Source organism: Tessaracoccus luoxuelianae, from assembly GCF_055326245.1.
This window is the reverse complement of record NZ_JBUZNO010000011.1, coordinates 1-20,274: the sequence shown is the minus strand read 5'-3', so window position 1 is coordinate 20,274 and position 20,274 is coordinate 1. Positions and strand designations below refer to the sequence as shown.

Sequence of the window (20,274 nt, the reverse complement as noted above, 5' to 3'; positions counted from 1 at the left end):
CAGCCAGCGGGTGCGGTTCGTCACCCAAACTCTGATAACGATGGTCTACGGGACCCAGCGGGTGGGTGCGGTGGTCGCCCAGGGCGCGTCGACGCGCGAGAACGGGCGGCCCTGGCGCACGGCCCGGCCCAGATCGTCGGCGATCCCGTGGATCACGGGGACACGCGCGTCGCCGTCGCCGGACCAGGTCACGAACGCGGGGTCGACGGGCTGCGGCTCCGGAGCGGTCTGGCTGGCCTCCAGGACGCACATGAACGCGCCCGTCTCCACGAGCGGCACCAGTAGCGCGGCGCCATGCTCGCGGTGGTCCAGCAGGTTGGCCAGCAGACCCTGCCGCGACACCTGCTCCGTGCGCTCCGGCTCGCCCTCCAGGCGCCACTCCACCTCGTCGTCGGTGTAACGGAGGACCACGGAACCGCGATCCCCCACCACCGCGACACTCGGCGACGGATCACCCTTGGACTCCGCGCACAGCGTCAGCGCGGCCTGGACCGGGACGCCCACCGTGGTGCCGACCTCAACCCAGGCAGTGTCGTCGGTGTCGATGTCGTGCGCGCGGTACAGCTCGGAGTCCACCCATCGCACCTGGTCAGCGCGTTGTGCTCCAGCGACGGCAAGGGCCGCGGCCACGGCGTGAGCCAGCGGGTTGGTCACCACGCCGTCGGCCACCCGGGCGCCGTTGAAGACGCGATGCCCTGCCCATGGGCTTCGGCTGTAGTAACCGACGTCGCGGCTCCACTCCCCCCAGGCCACGACGCGCGCATTGCCCCCGACCTTGCCGTCGGCGAGCACCACCTGCAGGATGTCGATCCCGTCCGAGCCGAGCGCCTGGAAGCCCACCTGCACGGCGCGGCCCGTCCGTTCGGCCGCGTCGAGCAGCGTGCGGAACTCGGCAAGCGAAGCGGTGGGCGGCTTCTCGAGCAGCACGTCGGCGCCGTGCTCCAGCGCCAGGACGGCCAGCGCGGCGTGGGCACCGATGGGCGCGGCGATACTCACCAGGTCGGCGGGATGCTCGGACAGCGCTTGCTGGACGGTGTCGTAGACGGGCGCGGTGTCGAAGGCGCCGGGCTGCGGATCGACGGCGGCCACCAGCTGCGCCCTGCCGAGGGCCTGCATCTCGGCGATGGCCTCGAGGTGATGCCGGCCATATCCATTGACGCCGACCTGGATGATTCGCGCGGGGGAACTCACCTGACCATCCTGTCACTCCCCAACTCCCTCCCGCTGGGAAGCCTCTCCCCGATCCCTGAGGAGGCCCGCGTCGCGAAGCGACCGTGGGTCGTCTCGAAGGGTCGCGACGCGACATTGGGCAGAGGCTGCCTTCCGGTTCGGGCCACGACCCTTCAAGACCGGCCAGCGGTCGCTTCGCGACGCTGACCTCCTCAGGGATCGGTGTGAGCGGCCGGCAGACCCCACCTAGACTCTCCGAGTGACCCGTCCTCAGCCCGCCCCGCTGGTCCTGCGCGGACTCCGCTTCGACGCCTCCCGGCCCGCCGTGATGGGCATCATCAACCGCACTCCGGACTCCTTCTACGCCTCCGCCCGCTACCTCGACGACGACGCCGCGCTCGCCCGCGCCGTCCAGATGGTCGACGAAGGGGTGGACCTCATCGACGTCGGCGGCGTGCGCGCCGGCCAGGAGGGTGAGTGGATCGACGAGGCCACGGAGATCGCCCGCGTCCGCCCCTTCGTCCTGGCGCTCCGCGAGCGGTTCCCACTGCTCCCGATCAGCCTCGACACCTGGCGCGCCGAGGTTGCGCAGGCCTGCGAGGGCGCCGTCGACCTCGTCAACGACACCTGGCAGGGCGCGGACCCAGATCTCGTCCACGTGGCCGCGACACTCGGCGCCGGCTACGTCGTCTCCCACACCGGCGGGCTCCCTCCGCGGACCGATCCCAGCGGAATCGATTACGGACCCGGTGAGGCTGTCGTTGAAGATGTCCTCCGCGTCCTCCGCGACGGCGCCCAGAAGGCACTCGACGCCGGGATCCGGCCCGACGGAGTCCTCGTCGATCCCACCCTGGACTTCGGCAAGACGACCCCCAACTCCCTCGCCCTGGTCGGGGCCACGGACCGCGTCGTCGCGCTGGGGTTCCCGGTGCTTCAGGCCATCAGCCGCAAGGACTTCGTCGGCGAGACCCTCGACCTGCCCGCCGACCAGCGGCTCGAGGGCAGCCTGGCCGCCACCGCCGTCGCCGCCTGGCTCGGGGCAACCGTTTTCCGCGCCCACGACGTGCGCGCTACCCGTCGCACCCTCGACATGGTGGCTTCCATCCGCGGCGACCGACCCCCGGCCATGGCCGAACGCGGGCGCTGAGAATACCAGGAGAGGTCGGTCTGACCTATCACCGCCCCAGCCTCGGAGGGGTACCCCGCTGGTTTAGTGTGGTGGCGTGGGTGTAAACCCCCCGAGACAAGACGGAGAGCGATGAGCGATCAAGCCACCAGTGCGGCCGACATCAGCCTGGCCGCAGACTTTGACACTCCCTCCCAGGCGGACTGGGAGAAAGAGGTCCTGAAGGTCCTGAACCGAAAGCGGCCCGAGGGCAAGGAGCTCACAGTCGAGCAGGCGTACAAGCGCCTGTCGAGCTCCACCGTCGACGGCCTCACCATCAAGCCCCTGTACGTGAAGAGCGACGGCGTGGAGGAGCTCGGCTACCCAGGCGTGGCCCCCTTCGTCCGCGGCACCACGGTGCGTGACGGCGAGATGGACGCGTGGCACATCGCCCAGTTGCATGAGGATCCCGACGCGGCCGAGACCCGGCGCGCCATCCTCACCGATCTCGAGCGTGGCGGCACCGCCGTCTATGTGCGCGTGGATCCCGACGCTGTCGCGGTGGCGGACCTGCCGACCGTCCTGGCCGACGTCCTCCTGGACCTCGCCCCGGTCTACCTGACCTCCAAGACGCAGCAGCTCGAGGCAGCCACAGCGCTGGTCGAGTTCCTCGCCGCCTCGGACAAGGACGCGGCCACGCTCACCGGCAACCTCGGCGTCGACCCGATCGGAGCGGCCGCCCTGGCCGGCACCGACGCGGACCTCAGCGTCCTGGCCCAGGCCGTCGAGCTGGCCAAGCCCTACCCGGGCGTGCGGCCGGTCGTCGTGGACGCCACCGTCTACCACAACGCCGGAGCCGGCGACGTGCACGAACTGGCCTACGCCGTGGCCGTGGGCGTCGAATACGTCCGCGCGCTCACCGAGGCGGGCCTCACCGTCGACGAGGCCTTCGACTCACTCATGTTCCGCGTCTCCTCCACCACCGACCAGTTCGCCACCATCGCCCGCCTGCGCGCGCTGCGCGGCCTGTGGTCGCGGGTGGGCGAAGTGCTGGGCGTCACCGAGTCCAAGCGGGGCGCCATCCAGCACGCCGTCACCTCCGAGCGCCAGATCGCGCGCGACGATGCCTACGTCAACATGCTGCGCGGCACCATCTCCTGCTTCGCGGCCTCCGCGGGTGGGGCCGAGATTCAGACCGTCCTTCCCTTCGACACCGCGGCGGGCCTCCCCACGGACTTCTCCCGCCGCACCGCACGCAACACGCAGGTGGTGCTGGCTGAGGAGTCCAACGTCGGGCGCGTCAACGACCCGGCCGGCGGCTCGTGGTTCGTCGAGTCGCTCACCAGGCAGCTCTCCGACAAGGCGTGGGCCGTGTTCCAAGGCCTCGACGGCGAAGGCTTCGCCGCGGCGCTGGCCGACGGCACCGTCAAGGCCCAGCTGGATGAGGTCAACGCCGCCCGCGCGGCCCAGCTGGCCACCCGCAAGATTCAGCTGACCGGCGTGTCGATGTTCCCCAACCACGAGGAGGCCGCGCTCGAGCGCAAGGCCCGCCCCGCGGCACCGGAGCTCGGCGGCCTGAAGGTGGTCCGCGACACCCAGGTGTTCGAGGACCTCCGCGACCGTTCGGCTGCCGCCCGCGAGGCCGGCAACGCGCCGTCGGTGCTGCTGGCCTGCCTCGGCGCCCGCCGCGACTTCGGCGGCCGCGAGGGCTTCACCTCGAACCTGCTGCACGTGGGCGGGCTCGACACCATCGTCGCCGAGGGCGAGACGCCGGAGGACTTCGCGCGGCAGCTCACCGAGTCGGGCGCGAAGGTCGCGGTGCTGTGCTCCAGCGCCAAGGTCTACGCCGCCCAGGGCGTGGCAGTGGCCGAGGCCCTGCGCGCCGCCGGGGCCGAGACCGTCCTGGTCGCCGGCCAGATCAAGGAGCTGGGCGAGGGCGCCGAGGGCGCCGTCGACGGCAACGTGTTCGACGGCATGAACGTGGTCGAACTGCTGACCACCACCCTGAACAAGATGGGAGCCTGAGCATGACCGTCCCCCGTTTCACAGACATCGAGCTGACCGAGGCGGTCTCGGCTGACGCCGCGGCCAAGTTCGAGGCCATCATCGAGTCCACCGGGCACTCCGCCGGCTGGCAGACCCCCGAGCGCATCCTGGTGCCGCCGCTGTACGGCGATACGGACCTCGCCGGCCTCGACTTCCTCGAGACCGCGCCCGGCATCCCGCCGTTCCTCCGCGGCCCCTACGCCACGATGTACGTCAACCAGCCGTGGACGGTCCGCCAGTACGCGGGCTTCTCCACCGCCGAGGAGTCCAACGCGTTCTACCGCCGCAACCTGGCCGCCGGCCAGAAGGGCCTGTCGATCGCGTTCGACCTCGCCACCCACCGCGGCTACGACTCGGACCACCCGCGCGTGGCCGGTGACGTGGGCATGGCCGGCGTCGCCGTCGATTCCATCCTGGACATGCGCCAGTTGTTCGACAAGATCCCGTTGGATCAGATGTCTGTGTCCATGACGATGAACGGCGCGGTGCTGCCGGTGCTGGCGCTGTATGTTGTCGCGGCCGAGGAGCAGGGCGTCAAGCCCGCGCAGCTCGCCGGAACCATTCAGAACGACATTCTGAAGGAGTTCATGGTCCGCAACACCTACATCTATCCGCCGGCTCCGTCGATGAAGATCATCGCCGACATCTTCGCCTACACCTCGGCGAACATGCCCCGGTTCAACTCGATCTCCATCTCCGGCTACCACATGCAGGAGGCCGGGGCGACGGCGGACATCGAGATGGCCTACACCTTGGCCGACGGCGTGGAGTACATCCGCGCCGGCGAGTCCGTGGGCCTCAACGTGGACCAGTTCGCGCCCCGCCTGTCCTTCTTCTGGGCCATCGGCATGAACTTCTACATGGAGGTCGCCAAGATGCGCGCCGCGCGCATCCTCTGGGCCAAGCTGGTGCGCCAGTTCGGGCCGAAGAACCCGAAGTCGATGTCGCTGCGCACGCACTCGCAGACCTCCGGCTGGTCGCTGACCGCGCAGGACGTGTACAACAACGTCGTGCGCACCTGCGTGGAGGCCATGGGCGCCACGCAGGGCCACACGCAGTCGCTGCACACCAACGCGCTCGACGAGGCCATCGCGCTGCCGACGGACTTCTCCGCACGCATCGCCCGCAACACCCAGCTGTTCCTGCAGCAGGAGTCGGGCACCACCCGCACGGTGGACCCGTGGGCCGGTTCCGCGTATGTGGAGAAGCTCACCGAGCAGCTCGCCCGCAAGGCGTGGGAGCGGATCCAGGAGGTGGAGCAGGCCGGCGGTATGGCCAAGGCCATCGAGCAGGGCATCCCGAAGATGCGCATCGAGGAGGCCGCGGCCCGCACTCAGGCCCGCATCGACTCCGGCCGCCAGCCGGTGATCGGCGTCAACAAGTACAACCTCGACAGCGAGGACCCGCTCGAGGTGCTGAAGGTGGACAACAAGTCCGTCCGTGCATCCCAGATCGCCAAGCTGGAGCAGCTCCGCGCCGAGCGCAACGAGGCCGAGACCCAGCAGATGCTGGAGCGCCTCACCTGGGTGGCAGCGAACCCCGACGCGACAGATCCTGACCGCAACCTGCTCAAGGTGGCCATCGACGCAGCCCGCGCGAAGGCCTCCCTCGGCGAAATCTCCGACGCGTTGGAGAAGGTTTACGGCCGCTACACCGCTCAGATCCGTACGATCTCAGGTGTGTACAACACCGAAGCCGGCTCCAACGAGGACATCGAGACAGCCCGCAAGCTCGTCGAGGAGTTCGAGAAGAAGGAGGGGCGCCGCCCGCGCATCCTCGTCGCGAAGATGGGCCAGGACGGTCACGACCGTGGCCAGAAGGTCATCTCCACCGCCTATGCCGATCTCGGCATGGACGTCGACGTAGGCCCGCTGTTCCAGACGCCGGAAGAGGTGGCCCGCCAGGCCGTCGAATCCGACGTCCACGTGGTGGGTGTCTCCTCCCTGGCCGCCGGTCACCTCACGTTGGTGCCCGCGCTGCGTCAGGAGCTGGACAAGCTGGGCCGCGAAGATCTGATGATCGTCGTGGGTGGCGTGATTCCGGCCCAGGACTTCGACGAGCTCCGCGAGCACGGCGCAGACGCGATCTACCCGCCCGGCACCATCATCCCGGCGGCTGCGATCGATCTGCTGACCAAGCTGAACGAGCGCCTGGCCGACTGATACCCGGCGAACGACGAGTGGCCCGCCCCCTGAGGGGCGGGCCACTTGCCATTTCCGCTGATCGAGCCAACCGGCCCTACTCCGCTGATCGGGCCGGGCCTACACCGCTGGTTGAGTCAGGGTCGCCCCTCGCGGGGCGCCCGTTCAGCGCGGAAAATGCCGTATTCAGCTAATCGAGCTGACTAGGTGCGACGGGGCATTTTCGGATTAGCCAACCGGCGCGAAGCGCCAGCTGCGTCGAAACCGACCCGCGCTTGTTCATGGGGCTTGGACTGGAGCTTGGAAGGCAGCCCCCGCGGTAGGTGTTCCACCAGATCGGGTCTCGAGCTCCTCAGCGACCCGAGGCCCACTCTGGAGGAACACCCACCGCAGGCTGGCGGGGTGCCGCGGTCGTCAGCCGCCCGACTTCCTCCTGAATTCGCGCTTGCCGCCCACCTTGCCGTGGGTGTGGCCCTGGCCGCGGTCCGCCTCGACGCCCTGCGCGGCCGACAGGTGCTCTGCCGCCTTCTTGCGCTCGAGGGCCTGACGCATGGCCTCCTTGGGATCCAACTTCTCTGTGGGTTGTTCTGACTCTGACATGCGGCCCAGCCTACGCGGACGGCGATGGGGCCGCGGCCCAACCGTCGCTCGCTCCCCCGCCCCCTCGGAGGCCTGGCCTCCCCCCTCGTGCACGACACGCCGTCCGACCCGCTCTCCATGCGCACATGCGACGGCGAGAGGCAGGTGCGACGGCGTGTCGTGCACCCAGGTGCGGGCCGCATCAGGGCGGCACCCTGCTGGATGTATGGTTCACCACCTGCTGGATGTATGGATCGCCACCTGCTCGACTATGGTTCGCGACCGCGGATCGCCCCTCACCCCTCTCCCGAGACTCCTTCCGAGTGAGATTCCGGGGAGATAGGGCACATACGGGGCCATCTCCCCGGATTCTCACTCTCTTCGTCGCCGCCAGGACCGTGGGCCCCCGGCGGGGGCCTCGTGCCCGCCAAGTAGTCTCAGTCTCGTGACGCAGCTCTCCGATTCCCTCGATTTCTCGCACGGCCCCGCCTGGCGCAACCGCCTCGCACTGGCGCCGCTCACCAACAAGCAGTCCAACCCCGACGGCACGCTCTCGGACACCGAGATCAACTGGTTGCTCGCCCGCGCCCGCCACGGCTTCGGCATGGTGATGACCGCCGCCGCGTACGTGGCGCAGCCCGGCAAGGCCTGGAACGGGCAGCTCGGAATCAGCGACGAGTCACACCTGCCTGGTCTCGAGCGGCTGGCCGCAGGCATCCGCGAAGCCGGGGCCGCGTCGCTGGTCCAGATCCACCACGGCGGCGCGAAGGCAGACCCGGACGCATCCGGCGAGCCCGCCGTCGGTCCCTTCGACGACGCCAGCACGGGCGCGAGGGCGCTCAGCACGGCCGAGATCGAGGACGTGGTGGCCCGATTCGCGGCAGCCGCCGCCCGTGCCGAGCAGGCCGGATTCGACGGCGTCCAGCTGCATGGGGCCCACGGCTACCTGCTGTGCCAGTTCCTGGACGCGCACAACACCCGCGACGACGGCTACGGCGGCGACCTCCACGGCAGGTCGCGCATCCTTCGCGAGACCATCGCCGCCGTCCGCGCGGCCACATCGTCGGACTTCCACCTCGGGCTCCGGTTGTCTACCGAGCGCTTCGGCCTCAGCACCCCCGAGATCGCTCAGCTGAGCGCCGAGCTGATGGCCGAGGGCGGTCTTGACCACCTCGACCTGTCCCTGTGGGACGTCACCAAGCTCCCCGAGGGGGCCGCCGACGGCGACGCCCCGCTGGTCAGCCACTTCGTCGACCTTCCCCGTGGAGGCACCCGGCTCGGGATCGCGGGCAAGGTGACCAGCGCCCCCACCGCGACAGCCGCGCTGGCCACGGGCGTCGACTTCGTCGTCGTCGGCCGCGCCGCCATCGCGGACCAGCGGATCGCGGAGCGGATCCTCGCCAACCCCACCTACGCCGGGCCGTCGTTCCCGGTCTCGAAGCAGCAGCTCCGCGACAACTGCGTGGGCGAGCCCTTCGTCGAGTACTTCTCGACGGGGTGGCCACAGCTCGTGGCCAGCTGACGGCCGTGCGCGCGCTGATCGCCAGCGGCACCGGCCGCTACGCGGACCCGTGGCACCCCTTCGACCGGACCACGCCCAGGATCGCCGGGGCACTCGTCGAGGCCGGCTTCATCGTCGAGGTTGACCACGACGTCGACCACGCCATGACCAGCCTCGACGGCGTGGACCTGGTGGTGGTCAACGCCGGCGACCCGTGGGCGGACACCGATCACCGCCTCCCTCCGGACGCCCCCGGTAACGCTGGGCTGGCGGCCGCGCTCAGCCGCGGCATCGGTGTGCTGGCAATCCATATCGCGGTGGCGAGCCTGCGCGACTACCCCGAGTGGGCGGCCGCCGTCGGGGCCATCTGGGTGCCCGGACAGTCCTGGCATCCGCCGCTGGACACCGCGACAATCCAGCGCATCCCGATCGAGGAGGACGGCCAGCCCACCGAGTTCAGGGTCGAGGACGAGCGGTATCTCAGCCTCCAGTCCGTGGGTCGGAGCCACGTGGTGGCCACCCACGCGGGCCCGGGTGGCCCGGAGCCCACCGCCTGGATCCGGCAGCACGGCGCGGCAAGGATCGCGGTGGATCTGCTCGGCCACGACGAGCGCTCCTACGACTCGGCGGGTCACCGCGACCTCATCCGGGACCTCGCCGTCTGGGCGGCAAACGGCTCGGGTCCGCTGCACCACCCCTGACGCGTGGTTTCGGTCCGGGCCGCGGAAGGGTCGAGGCACCCCATTGACCTGACAAGGGTCTCGACATGCGGTGGATCAGGTGGCAGGCTGAACCATGGACTCGACCCAGGTGCTGGTCAGAGCTGTGGCGGACGTCCTGGAGGCGCCGGCAGCGGGTGTCGCACGCATACGGCTGGCCGAGGCTCTCCGCGATGCGACCGGCACGGCCATCGTGTCGCGGGTGAGTTTCACCTGCCGTTCGGTGAGCTTCTTCGTCGACGGCGCCCCGCCAGCGCCGCCGCCACACCTCCTGCCCACCCCTTCGGATCTTGCATTGCATCCGCTCACGCGCTTCCATGCCCGGGTCGGCTCAGCCACGCCTGCTCTGATGGTGGACGCCCTGCGCTCCGGCCTCGGGCTCCTGCCCTCCACGATGGGCGTCATCGAACGGCTCGGGCTCAGCGTTCACCAGCTCAGCGTGCCGCTCGACCCCATCAGCGCGTCCTCCCCGTATACAGGCTGGGTGCTGGTCTCCGACCACCCGATCACCCAGCGCGCCGTCGAGACGATGGCGGTGTTCCAGCCCCTGCTGCGGGCCCTCGACCGCCACGTCGCGGCCCTCGCCACCGTCGGAGAAACGGAGGAGGTGTGCCCCCTGACGCCCCGGGAGCGGGTGGTGCTGCAACTGCTGGCCGACGGGCTCACGGCCCAGGCCATCGCCACCCGGCTCGCAGTTTCCAAGCGGACGGTCCACAAGCACCTGGAGCACCTGTACCGGAAGTTGGGCGCGGCGGACAGGCTGACGGCGGTGCTACGGGCGCAGGGGCGGGGATGGCTCCCCGGCCCCATCCCATCAGGTCAGTCCGGCAGCTCTGACGCGCACTCGGCCACGTAGCCCAGGAGCGATTCCGTCAGCGAGCCGAACTGCGCCTCAGTGAGGTAGCTGAACGGCTTGGGCGCCTTGCCCTTGGCGTATGCGCCGCCGCCGGTGACCGCCTTGGAGTGGATCAGGGGCTCCTGCTCGAGGCCCTCTGCCTCCATGAAGTCCTGAACCGCGGTGTCGGCAGCCCAGCCGCAGGCCTCCTTGAGGTGGTCGGGGATGAGGAACTCAGCGCCCATGTCGCTCAGCGACACCCACGCGGTCCCTCCCGCCAGGTGGTGCTGGTAGGCGGCGTCGGCCCATTGGTCCTTGTAACAGTGGTGCGCCGAGGCAACCGTGGTGGTCCCCAGCAGGACGACGCTGCTCGCAGCCGCCATCTTCAGCCATATCCGCTTCGCGCTCATGGGTGAGCTCCCCTCTCGTGTCGGGCCCGCTGTCCGGGCGTGGCACCACACTCCCCCAGCGGGGGCGCACGGGAAATACGCACAGGTGCGTATCCCGCTCAGGGCAGCACAGGCAGCTGGTCGTCGAGGCCGGGGTAGGAGTCCTGGGCTCCGGGCCGCGTGCAGGCGAAGGCGCCCACACGCGAGGCGAAGCGGGCCGCGTCGACCAGCGTCTCGCCCGCGGCGAGGCGTGAGACGAGTGCGCCCACGAACGCGTCACCTGCTCCGGTGGAGTCGACGGCGGTGACCGGTGCCGACGGAACGGCGGTGAGTTCGGTGTCGCGGCCGACGACGAGCGAGCCCTGGGCGCCCAGCGTCATCACCACGGACGCCACCCCTGCGCCGACCAGGGCACGCGCCACCTCAGTGTGGGCGTCATGCTGAGAGGCCTCGCGTTCAGGGCCCAGCATCGCGAGGACCAGCCCCGCCTCGTGCTCGTTGACCACGAGGGGATCGGCGCGACGGATGACCTCCAGCGGGAGGGCGGTCACGGGAGCCAGGTTCAGGACGAAGCGGCCGGCGGTCAGCTCCGCGGCCCGGACTGTGCCGGAGGCCGGGATCTCCCCCTGCGCGACGACGACGTCCGCGGCCCGGATCGCGTCGGCCGCCTCATCGACGAATGCCGCGTCGACGTGCCCGTTCGCGCCCGGCACCACGATGATGGAGTTCTCGCCCACCGCGTCGACCACGACGATGGCCAGCCCCGTCGGTCCAGGAACCATCCCCAGGTGCGTCCGGTCGAGCCCGGCCGCGATGATCCCGGACAGCGCCACCTCGGCGTTCGCGTCGTCACCCACGGCGCCCACCATCGCGACGGTAGCCCCGAGCCGGGCGGCAGCGACCGCCTGATTGGCGCCCTTCCCGCCGGGGCGCATCGACGCGTCCCGGCCCGGCAGCGTCTCCCCCGGGGTGGGGTGCCTGGCCACCTCGACGGAGAGGTCCGCGTTGATCGACCCCACCACCACGACGGTGCCCGGCATGGTCTCGGCCAGGGGCTCCGAAGGCGAGGTCATGGGGGCGTCGGCCGGCCCAGCAGGGCCTGCGCCGTCGGCTCGTCGGTGACTAGCACGTCGAGGTAGCGGCCGGCGATGGCGCCGCGGATGGCCTCGACCTTCTCGGCCCCGGCGGCCACGCCCACCACGTTCGGCAGGGCTCGCAGCTCGGTGAGGCTGAGCGAGACCGAGCGGTCCGAGGCGGAGCCGGGGATCTCCTCGCCGCGACGTCCGAACCAGTGGCCGAGCATGTCCCCCACCGCCCCGGCGGCCGCGTAGGCCGCGACGTCATCGTCGGTCACCATCCCGGTCCGGACCGCCGACCCTCCAGGGCGCACCGCGCCCACCCCAGTCAGTGTCAGCGTGGCGCTGCGGGCCAGGTCAAACACCTTGGCGACGGCGTCCTCGGTCCGCAGCGACTCCGCCAGCTCGGCGCTCGAGACGAACAGCGGCGACGGGACAGTGCGGAGGCAGCGGACAGCCGCCGGGTTCTCCGCGACGAGCTGCGCGACGTTGTCGATGGTGCCGGCGGCCGAGGCCAGCGTCACGCCGTCGAGCGACTCTGCCGAGAGCATGGTGAGCGCGCGTGCGACGGTGTCGCTCCACCCGACCCCCACGACGACGCCGGGATGCAGGTAGCGCCTGGCGTAGGCCGCGAGTGCGGCCGCGACCCTCTCGTTGGTGCGCTCCCGGCTCATGGGTCCGCTGAGCATGGGCACGACGACGGCGTCGGTCAGCGGGGTCCGCTCGCGCAGCTGGGTGGCCAGGCCGAGGGCGGCCAGGTAGTTGGCGTCCATCTCGATCCGCACGATGCCCTGCTGGCGCGCCGTCTCGAGCAGCCTGCCCACCGTCTGCCGCGACACATACAGCCGCGCTGCCACCTGCGCCTGCGTCAGGCCGTCCTCGTAGTAGAGCCAGGCCGCGCGGACGGCGAGGTCGAGATCGCCGGCCTCTGGGGTCAACATGACCTGTCTCCTTCGTCGGCCGCCCCGGCTGAAGCGCCGTGGGCGGATGCCCAATTGCCTGCCGATAGCTTCTCACGGGGGCGACGCTGGCATAGATTTGAGGGCAATACAGCACACAGTCATGCTCGACGAAGGAGTAGCAGTGACGGAGTTTCCGGCCACGCAGCACGCCATCCAGATCACCGGGGTGGACGAGTTCATCCACAACACGGCCAAGGCGGTCGACCCCGTCGGCCCCACCCAGTTGCTGCTCAAGGTGGAGTCCTGCGGCATCTGCTTCAGCGACACCAAGCTCCTGCACGCCTTCGACTCGCACCCGCGCAAGGCCCAGGTGGTCTCCGGGATCGACCTCGACGCCCTCGCCGAGATCCCCAGCTACCACCCCGGTTCCGCCGCCGTGGTGCCGGGGCATGAGCCCGTGGCCCGCATTGTCGCGGTGGGCGAGCTGGTGACGCACTTCGCCGCCGGCGACCGCGTCCTGGTGCAGGCCGACTGGAAGCACCTCAAGACCCCCGCCTCCAACGGCGCTTTCGGGTACAACTTCGACGGCGCCCTGCAGGAGTACGTCGTCGTCGACGAGCGCTGCGTGGTTGCGCCCGACGGCGAGAAGTTCCTCATCCACGTCACCGACGGCCCGTCCGCCGCGGCCGTGGGCCTCATCGAGCCTTGGGCCACCGTCGAGGGTTCGTACGCGTGGGCCGAGCGCAACCACCCGAAGGCCGGCGGGCGGATGCTAGTGGTGGCCGACGGCGAGGTCTCCGGGCTGGATGCCCTGACCGAGTCGAACCAGCCGGCCGAGATCGTGCGCCTCGAGCCCGGCGACGTCGAGACGCTCGCGGGGAATGCGTTCGATGACATCATCTACCGCGGCTCGGACGTGGCCGTGCTGGAGCGCCTGGGCGGGCTGCTCGGCATGCGCGGGGTGCTGTGCGTGGTGCTCGACGGCGGCCGCATCGAGGGCCCGGTCAAGCTCGACATCGGCCGTGTGCACTACGACTTCATCCGCTTCTGCGGCACCACCGGGTCCGACCCGGCCGACGGGTACGCCTGGATCCCCGCCAACGGCGAGATCCGCGAGGGCGACAAGGTGGCCATCATCGGCGCCGCCGGCCCGATGGGGCAGATGCACACCATCCGTGCGCTGACCTCGGGGATCGCGGGCATCACTGTCGCGGGGACCGACCTGAGCGACGACCGCCTGGCGCACCTCGAGTCGCTGACCCGGCCGGTCGCGGAGAAGAACGGCATCGAGCTCAGCATCATCAACACCGGCACCACGAAGCTGGAGCCCGGCTACACGCACCTCTCCTGCATGGTGCCCGTGCCGGCGCTGGTGGCACAGGCCGTGGACCTCGCAGCCGAAGGCGCGATCATCAACGCGTTCGCCGGCATCCCGGCCGGCACCACCGGCGAGTTCGACCTGCAGGGCATCATCGAGCGACGGATCTTCATGCTCGGCACCAGCGGATCGGACGTGTCCGACATGCGCACGGTGCTGCGGAAGATCGAGGAGGGGATCATCGACACCCACATCTCCCTCGACGCGGTCACCGGCATGGCCGGTTTCCGTGACGCCATCGAGTCGGTGATGAACCGCACCTCGGGCGGCAAGATCATGGTCTACCCGTCGCTGCACGACCTCCCTCTGACCCGCCTCGTGGACATGGCGGAGAAGCTCCCGCACGTCGCGGCGAAGCTGAACAACGGCGTGTGGACGAAGGAGGCCGAGGAGGCCCTGCTCGCCACAACCGCTGGCTGAGGTGCCGGGACCCCTCCGCTCGACCCCGGGCGCGCGGAGCTGCGCTCCTCACGGCCCGGGGCCCCCACCGCTGGCTGTGGTGCCGCCCCGCAGCTCCCCCACCGCTGGCTGAGGTGCCGCCCCGGCGCTCGAAGAGCGCTTCGGGCGGCCTCGAAGCCTAAGAAACTCATGCTGACAAGCCCACCTTCCCCAGCCTCGGGTGGCTGACCCCCGCGTCGCTGCGCTCCCCACGTCCCGGACCCCCTCTCCGCTGGGTGAGCCAGCCGGGCGCGAAGCGCCCAGCTGCGTCAAAGCCCCTGGCACCCGGTTCGAGGACCCAGCGAAGGCCCAGCTGAACCACCCGCAGGAGCGACCTCACTACAGTGGGCCGCAGGAGGCCCCCATGACCGATCACCTGCAGCGCGCCATCGACCTCGCCGTCGCGAACGTCGCCGATGGCGGCGGCCCGTTCGGCGCCGTCGTGGTGGCGCCGTCGGGGCAGGTGTTCGAGGGCGTCAACCGCGTCACGGCCGTCCCCGACCCCACCGCACACGCCGAGGTGCAAGCCATCCGCGCGGCGGCGGCCGGACTCGGCACCCACGACGTCACCGGCTGCGTCCTCTACGCCTCCTGCGAGCCGTGCCCGATGTGTCTGGGTGCGGCACTGTGGGCGAGGGTGTCGCGGGTGGTGTTCGCGGCGGACCGCCACGACGCCGCGGCTGCCGGCTTCGACGACGAGGCCTTCTACGCCCAGCTGTGCGACGGTGTCACGACGATGGGCTGGACGCAGGAACGCCAGCCGGATGGCCGTGCCCCCTTCGAGGCATGGCACGGCTTCGCAACCCGGATCGCGTACTGACACGATGGTCCTGCCTTGGAGAGGAAACCGATGACCACCGTCTGCGTCATCCCCGTCCGCGGGGGCTCAAAGGGAATCCCCCGCAAGAACCTGCTGCCGATCGCCGGCAAGCCCCTCGTCGTGTGGAGCATCGAACAGGCGCTGGCTGTGCCCGGGCTGCGGGTGATCGTCTCGACGGAAGACCCCGAGATCGCCGCCGTCTCCCGCAGCGCCGGAGCCGAAGTGATCGACCGCCCCGCCGAGCTCGCCCAGGACGCCACGGCCTCCGAACCCGTGATCGAACACGCCATCGCCACGCTGACCGAACGAGGAGAGCGGCCCGACGTGGTGATGTTCCTCCAGGCCACCTCTCCCGTGCGCCTGCCCGGCACCTTGGCCCGCGCGCTGGCCGAGTTCGAGGCGTCCGGGGCCGACTCGATGCTCTCGGTTGTCCCCGAGACCCCGTTCCTGTGGAATCTCGGCCACCCGGCGACGGCCGATTACGACTACACCAGCCGACCCCGCCGCCAGGACATCGCACCGGAGAGCATGAAGTACCGCGAAAACGGCTCGATCTATGTGACACGCACCGAGATCTACGAGACCTTGCACAACCGCCTCGGTGGTCACATCGAGCTGTTCGTCCTCGACGAGGCGGAGTCCGTCGACATCGACACCGCAGCGGATTTCGCCCGCGCCGAGCAGGTCCTCGGACGCGTCGGCGGAGCCACAGCACGACGATCCGCCGGCAGCACATCCAGCATCTGATCCTAAAGCCCGGCTAATGATGGCCGGAGGTCTATCCCCTCTTCGCTGACCGTGGAGGTGTTCAGCAGTGGCGACGAAGGATTGGGCCCGCGAAGACGAGCGATGCGCGCGGGTGCGGGTCGGCAGTGGCATGCGGATCGGGTGTTGCGTCCGCCGATGTGGTCGCTGGGAGGCCTGAGCTGTCGCGGGCGACGCGCCGCCGCCCATGGAGAGCTTCCTCGCGCTACTGCAAGAGAACGTCCTCGACCGCCGCTCTTGGACAATGCACGGTCCGCTACGGATCGCGGTCGTGCACCTGGATCGAGCGGACTTACCACCGCAGCCAATGTCAGCCCCTCCTGGGCCATTTGATCGTGTTCAACTTCGGACCATCACGAACACGCAAGACGTGCCCGCTGCAGGACTCGGAACTGTCACCTGCCCGTGCAGCAGCCCCGGGAGTCTCCTCGTCGGACTCGCTCGCTCCAACCTGGTCGCCAACGTACTATGGAGACATGGCCTTCTCAGCGCTGAATGCATTGCGTCGTTGGACACCGCTTCAACGACGAGTGGAGAGGTCGATCCGTCTTGATAGACCAGCAAGGGGGCGCCATCTCCCCGGCAGCGTCTGGGGGGTTTGTCTGGCCAAGAACGAAGCCGACATCATCGAAGCGACAGTCCGGCACAACCTGGAGCAGGGGCTGGATGCGGTCATTGTCGCAGACAACGGTTCAAATGATGGAACCCTCGAAATCGTTCGCGGATTGGCAGATACACTGCCTGTGTTCGCAGCTGTGGATACACTTCCGGCCCACCACCAGGGTCGAAAGACTTCCTACCTCGCACATCTCGCACGACTCGGGGGTGCGGAGTGGGTGGTCCCTTTTGACGCGGACGAGCACTGGTATGCCCCCGCTGTGTCCGTCGCGGAATGGCTGCGATGTTGCCCCGGTGACGCAGCGAGCGCCAAGATGTGGAACGCCTTCCCCACAGTGGACGCTCGGCCGGGAATACAACTGAGCCGATTCCCTATGTGGTCGACAAAGATAGCCTTTCGATCGACGGGCTGGGCATGGGTTGGTGAGGGGAATCACCGAGTATCGGTCTCCGACCACCCATGTCCCGGGCTTCACATCATCCACTACCAATATCGATCCTTTGAACAGTATGATCGGAAAGTCGTGGACGGCTCGGCGAGTCTTCAAGCGGCAGCAATGCCCCCAGAGATCGGCGGTCATTGGCGAGCCGCCGCCGCCCTGAGCCGTGATGAGCGCAGGGCCTTGTGGTTGGCATATCTCACTGGCGCCGCTCAGGATGACCAAGTGAGTTCTGACCGGCAACTCGTAGATGTATCGGACTGGGCCGTTTGGGACCCTCAGGGCCTTTTCCTCACAAACGATGAGAACGCGGCCGAGCGGACTTAACGCTATCCATGCCCACCAGCGAGCACATGGCGTCCCCCCAAGGATAGGCGAGCTTCGATTCCGGTCTACGATCTGGCGCCGCCAGTCGGGTCAAATGCGTGCGCCATCTCAACTCTCGGCACCTTGCCGAAGACTCGGTATCGAAGCTGACCTTCAAGGTTACCGAGTACGTCTCCGGCTCTTGCCGCCCAAGAGAGCCGCGACGCTCGACTTCTTCTGCTCAACAACCAAGCTGGTGGTAGCCGGAGACTGTTTCGAATCGCCCATCGGAGTGACATGCCCTTGAGAGGACGGGAACCGTCTCGACTTCGAAGCCACGTGATGACTCGTGCCCGCGCATAGCCCCTCCGCTGCTTGAGGACTGCCCGGGGACTGCTGCGGAGGCGAATGTGCACTACGGCGCCCTCGACGATGATAAGCGGTATGCCTGCCTCCTGCGCGCGCCAGGCAAAATCTACGTCTTCATGACCCCCTTTGTAAGAATTGTCCATTCCACCCAACGCCAGATAGTCCGATCTGCGAATCCCCATGTTCCCACCAAACGCGAAGGGCAAATAGCCCTCGACGGCATAGGGCCTAATGGTCTTTTCTTCTCCAGCATATAGGCGCCACAGGAGTTCATCATTGAGGTACGCCAACTCCACCGGGCCAGTCACAAGCGCAGGCCGCTTGGCCAGTTCCTCATACAGTGCACGCACCCATCTCTCGCCAACTACGTCATCTGCATCGCAAAATAGGAGGTGACTTCCTTTAGCGAGGAAAGCGCCCTGGTTTCGCGCATAGCTTGCCCCTTGACGCATGGAAGCCGGCTCTAATCGCATGTGCAGTTCCCCAGAAAAATCCGCTACCAGCGAGAACAGATCATCGGTGGAGTTGTTGTCCATGATCAGCACCTCGAAAGGAGGAGGATCCACCTGCTCAGTTAACGCCATCAACTGCGCTCCAAGGGTTCTCGTCCCATTGTGCACTGCAATGACGACGGTAACCTCAACGTCAGGTTCCATGCCTTCCTCCAACCGCTCGCATCGATCATACCGAGAGCCGCACCGGGTCTCATAGACGGAGTGCAGAGGATCACGGGTCTGAGCCCGCCGCGAGCAGGGCACCTGGCAATGTGGTTGACCTCTCATCGCCTCAAGAGGTGGTGGCACCATCAAGTCGGTCCTGGGCGTCGATCAGCAGTTCTGCCTGGCCCTTCCCGCTCTGATGGCGGTTCTCCTCCGGGTTACTGATCGCGGACGCCACTGGCTCCGCAGAATGGCCCCTTCAGATCGGACTGGGCGGCCTCGCCCTCGTCTCGCTTTAGCCTCGATCCACCGATGGGTTGGGTGGGTTGAGCGTGCCGTGACGAACGAATGCCCTTGCTACTGGGATATTGGGACTTGTCTAGAGTCAAAAATCACCAAGTAGGAAGAGCATCCGTCAGATGCAACTCTCTCATACTCCTCACGCTGTTTCTGTCAGCTTCGATGACCCGAATCTTGTGTCGGCCGCTGGGCTGGTCCCGACGATGAGACTGGCCCAAGCTGCGGGGCTGCAGGACCTGGGCGATGCGCACTTGAGTGTCCCCACCGACAAGGGCGCCAACGCCGGCGCGAAGGTCACATCGTTGGTGGCCGGGATGGTTGCCGGAGCAGACTCCATCGATGACATGGCCCTGCTGCGCCACGGCGGCATGAAGAAGCTCTTCTCCAGCATCTATGCCCCCTCCACGTTGGGGTCGTTCCTGCGGAAGTTCACCTTCGGGCATGTCCGCCAACTCGACGCCGTCGCGTCCCGGTTCCTGGCCGCACTGACCGGGCTGACCTGGCTGCTGGGCAACCCGCAGCAGGCTTCCAGGACTCCCGGGGTCGCGTTGCTGGATGTTGATGACACCATCATCGAGGTCCACGGCCACCAGAAACAGGGCGCAGGGTTCGGCTACTCCCGGGTGCGTGGGCTCAACGCCCTGATCGCCACCTTGGCCACCGCGACCACGGCCCCGATCATCGTGGCCCAGCGGCTACGCAAAGGGGCCTGCGGGTCCCCGCGCGGGGCGAACCGGTTGATCGCCGACGCGGTGAAACAGGCCCGCCGTCTCCTGCCAGCGGGAACGCCGGTGCTGGTGCGGATGGACTCGGCCTACTGGGGTCGGCCCTCGCTCTGGGCCGCCATTCGCGGCGGGGCCAACGTGTCAGTGACCGTCAAGATGAGCCCCACCATCAAAACCGCCATCGCGACCATTGATGAGCAGGCCTGGACCACGATCAAGTACACCGACGCCATCTTCAACCCCGACACCCAACAGTGGATCTCGACCGCAGAAGTCGCCGAGGTCGCCTTCACCGCGTTCTCCTCGCAGAAGAAGGCTGAGCAGATCCCTGGACGGTTGGTGGTGCGCCGGATCCCGGACTTCAACGCCGCCACCAAGGCCGCCGCCGGGCAGGACGGACTCTTCGACACGTGGCGGTTCCACGCCTTCTTCACCACCACCGACCCGACGGTGTTCAACACCATCACGGCGGACACAACCCACCGCGGCCACGCGGTGATCGAGCAGGTCAACGCCGACCTGAAAGCCTCCGCCCTGGCTCACCTACCCTCGGGGGTGTTCACGGCCAACGCCGCCTGGCTGGTGCTGGCCGTCATGGCCTTCAACCTCACACGCGCCGCAGCCACCCTGACCGGGACTGGACTGGCAAAGGCCACCACCGCCACCATCCGCCGCACACTGATCACCGTCCCAGCCAGGATCGCATCCTCAGCCCGCCGGCTCGTGCTGCATCTACCAACAGCCTGGCCCTGGGAAGCCGCCTGGACTGACCTGTTCAACCGGGTCAACGACCCACCCGCCCCAGCAACGGCCTGACCACCCCAGCAGCCACCCCTGCGCAACCCCAAGGAACCCTGGACACCACGGACAGCAAGGTCCGATGCCCCTTCACACCCTCACACCAGAAACCCGGCACCACCAGCCAGAACCGCACGGGCACAGTCGAAAACCCGTCACGCAGCACACAGGCTCTCATCGGTCGGTGGATCGAGG

Annotated in this window: 17 protein-coding genes and 1 pseudogene; 12 read left to right on the top strand and 6 right to left on the bottom strand. The window is 68.6% G+C overall.

Going from position 1 to position 20,274, the window contains the following annotated elements:
* Positions 1 to 45: 45 nt before the first annotated feature.
* The gene (locus tag ACZK39_RS14715) at positions 46 to 1,191 is read right to left on the bottom strand and encodes a Gfo/Idh/MocA family protein (protein WP_463613729.1); all 1,146 of its coding nucleotides are present in this window, start codon (positions 1,189 to 1,191) and stop codon (positions 46 to 48) included.
* A gap of 238 nt (positions 1,192 to 1,429) precedes the next feature.
* Between ACZK39_RS14715 and folP the strand changes: the two genes are divergently transcribed.
* The 3 genes from folP to scpA all read left to right on the top strand — a co-directional run bounded on the left by folP (position 1,430) and on the right by scpA (position 6,483).
* Entirely contained in the window at positions 1,430 to 2,317 is an 888-nt protein-coding gene (gene folP / locus ACZK39_RS14710; protein WP_463613728.1) for a dihydropteroate synthase, read from the top strand.
* Positions 2,318 to 2,428: 111 nt separating this feature from the next.
* On the top strand, positions 2,429 to 4,300 hold the full coding sequence (mutA, locus tag ACZK39_RS14705; RefSeq protein WP_182783194.1) for a methylmalonyl-CoA mutase small subunit: 1,872 nt from the start codon (positions 2,429 to 2,431) through the stop codon (positions 4,298 to 4,300).
* A 2-nt stretch (positions 4,301 to 4,302) separates the two neighbouring features.
* Positions 4,303 to 6,483, top strand: coding sequence for a methylmalonyl-CoA mutase (scpA, locus tag ACZK39_RS14700; protein ID WP_182783193.1), 2,181 nt, complete (start codon positions 4,303 to 4,305; stop codon positions 6,481 to 6,483).
* 393 nt (positions 6,484 to 6,876) lie between these two features.
* On the opposite strand, the gene ACZK39_RS14695 is transcribed toward scpA, so the two are convergent.
* Positions 6,877 to 7,062: a DUF5302 domain-containing protein gene (locus tag ACZK39_RS14695; RefSeq protein WP_182783192.1), complete on the bottom strand. Its 186-nt coding sequence runs from the start codon at positions 7,060 to 7,062 to the stop codon at positions 6,877 to 6,879.
* A 424-nt stretch (positions 7,063 to 7,486) separates the two neighbouring features.
* On the opposite strand from ACZK39_RS14695, the gene ACZK39_RS14690 reads away from it, so the two are divergent.
* The 3 genes from ACZK39_RS14690 (at position 7,487) to ACZK39_RS14680 (ending at position 10,117) form a co-directional block, all read left to right on the top strand.
* Positions 7,487 to 8,563, top strand: a complete 1,077-nt coding sequence (locus ACZK39_RS14690; RefSeq protein WP_463613727.1) for an NADH:flavin oxidoreductase — start codon at positions 7,487 to 7,489, stop codon at positions 8,561 to 8,563.
* Entirely contained in the window at positions 8,539 to 9,243 is a 705-nt protein-coding gene (locus ACZK39_RS14685) for a ThuA domain-containing protein (RefSeq protein WP_463613726.1), read from the top strand. The genes ACZK39_RS14690 and ACZK39_RS14685 overlap by 25 nt, the downstream gene beginning before the upstream one ends.
* Before the next feature lie 94 nt (positions 9,244 to 9,337).
* Positions 9,338 to 10,117 (top strand): helix-turn-helix transcriptional regulator, encoded by a 780-nt coding sequence (locus ACZK39_RS14680; protein ID WP_463613725.1) that lies wholly within the window; start codon positions 9,338 to 9,340, stop codon positions 10,115 to 10,117.
* Here ACZK39_RS14680 and ACZK39_RS14675 read toward each other — a convergent pair.
* The 3 genes from ACZK39_RS14675 to ACZK39_RS14665 form a co-directional block, all read right to left on the bottom strand.
* Complete coding sequence (locus tag ACZK39_RS14675) at positions 10,081 to 10,506, bottom strand: hypothetical protein (RefSeq protein WP_459055885.1); 426 nt, start codon at positions 10,504 to 10,506, stop codon at positions 10,081 to 10,083. The genes ACZK39_RS14680 and ACZK39_RS14675 overlap by 37 nt on opposite strands.
* Positions 10,507 to 10,604: 98 nt before the next feature.
* A complete protein-coding gene (locus ACZK39_RS14670) occupies positions 10,605 to 11,558 on the bottom strand; it encodes a ribokinase (protein ID WP_463613724.1) in 954 nt (317 codons plus the stop codon).
* Entirely contained in the window at positions 11,555 to 12,502 is a 948-nt protein-coding gene (locus tag ACZK39_RS14665; RefSeq protein WP_463613723.1) for a sugar-binding transcriptional regulator, read from the bottom strand. Before ACZK39_RS14665 ends, ACZK39_RS14670 begins: the two co-directional genes overlap by 4 nt.
* A 142-nt stretch (positions 12,503 to 12,644) precedes the next feature.
* Here ACZK39_RS14665 and ACZK39_RS14660 point away from each other — a divergent pair, with 142 nt between their 5' ends.
* The 5 genes and pseudogenes from ACZK39_RS14660 (at position 12,645) to ACZK39_RS14640 (ending at position 17,249) form a co-directional block, all read left to right on the top strand.
* On the top strand, positions 12,645 to 14,261 hold the full coding sequence (locus ACZK39_RS14660; RefSeq protein ID WP_463613722.1) for an alcohol dehydrogenase catalytic domain-containing protein: 1,617 nt from the start codon (positions 12,645 to 12,647) through the stop codon (positions 14,259 to 14,261).
* A 382-nt stretch (positions 14,262 to 14,643) separates the two neighbouring features.
* On the top strand, positions 14,644 to 15,099 hold the full coding sequence (locus ACZK39_RS14655) for a nucleoside deaminase (protein ID WP_463613721.1): 456 nt from the start codon (positions 14,644 to 14,646) through the stop codon (positions 15,097 to 15,099).
* A 30-nt stretch (positions 15,100 to 15,129) separates the two neighbouring features.
* Positions 15,130 to 15,846, top strand: a complete 717-nt coding sequence (locus ACZK39_RS14650; protein ID WP_463613720.1) for an acylneuraminate cytidylyltransferase family protein — start codon at positions 15,130 to 15,132, stop codon at positions 15,844 to 15,846.
* A 205-nt stretch (positions 15,847 to 16,051) separates the two neighbouring features.
* A pseudogene (locus tag ACZK39_RS14645) lies at positions 16,052 to 16,211 on the top strand (IS3 family transposase); the annotation flags it as partial.
* A 129-nt stretch (positions 16,212 to 16,340) separates the two neighbouring features.
* Positions 16,341 to 17,249 carry a glycosyltransferase family 2 protein gene (locus ACZK39_RS14640; protein ID WP_463613770.1) on the top strand — a complete coding sequence of 303 codons (909 nt, stop codon included), beginning with the start codon at positions 16,341 to 16,343 and terminating at the stop codon, positions 17,247 to 17,249.
* A 65-nt stretch (positions 17,250 to 17,314) separates the two neighbouring features.
* On the opposite strand, the gene ACZK39_RS14635 is transcribed toward ACZK39_RS14640, so the two are convergent.
* The gene (locus tag ACZK39_RS14635; protein WP_463613719.1) at positions 17,315 to 18,253 is read right to left on the bottom strand and encodes a glycosyltransferase family 2 protein; all 939 of its coding nucleotides are present in this window, start codon (positions 18,251 to 18,253) and stop codon (positions 17,315 to 17,317) included.
* A 422-nt stretch (positions 18,254 to 18,675) separates the two neighbouring features.
* On the opposite strand from ACZK39_RS14635, the gene ACZK39_RS14630 reads away from it, so the two are divergent.
* Positions 18,676 to 20,097 (top strand): IS1380 family transposase, encoded by a 1,422-nt coding sequence (locus ACZK39_RS14630; protein ID WP_459055881.1) that lies wholly within the window; start codon positions 18,676 to 18,678, stop codon positions 20,095 to 20,097.
* The last annotated feature ends 177 nt before the right edge of the window (positions 20,098 to 20,274 follow it).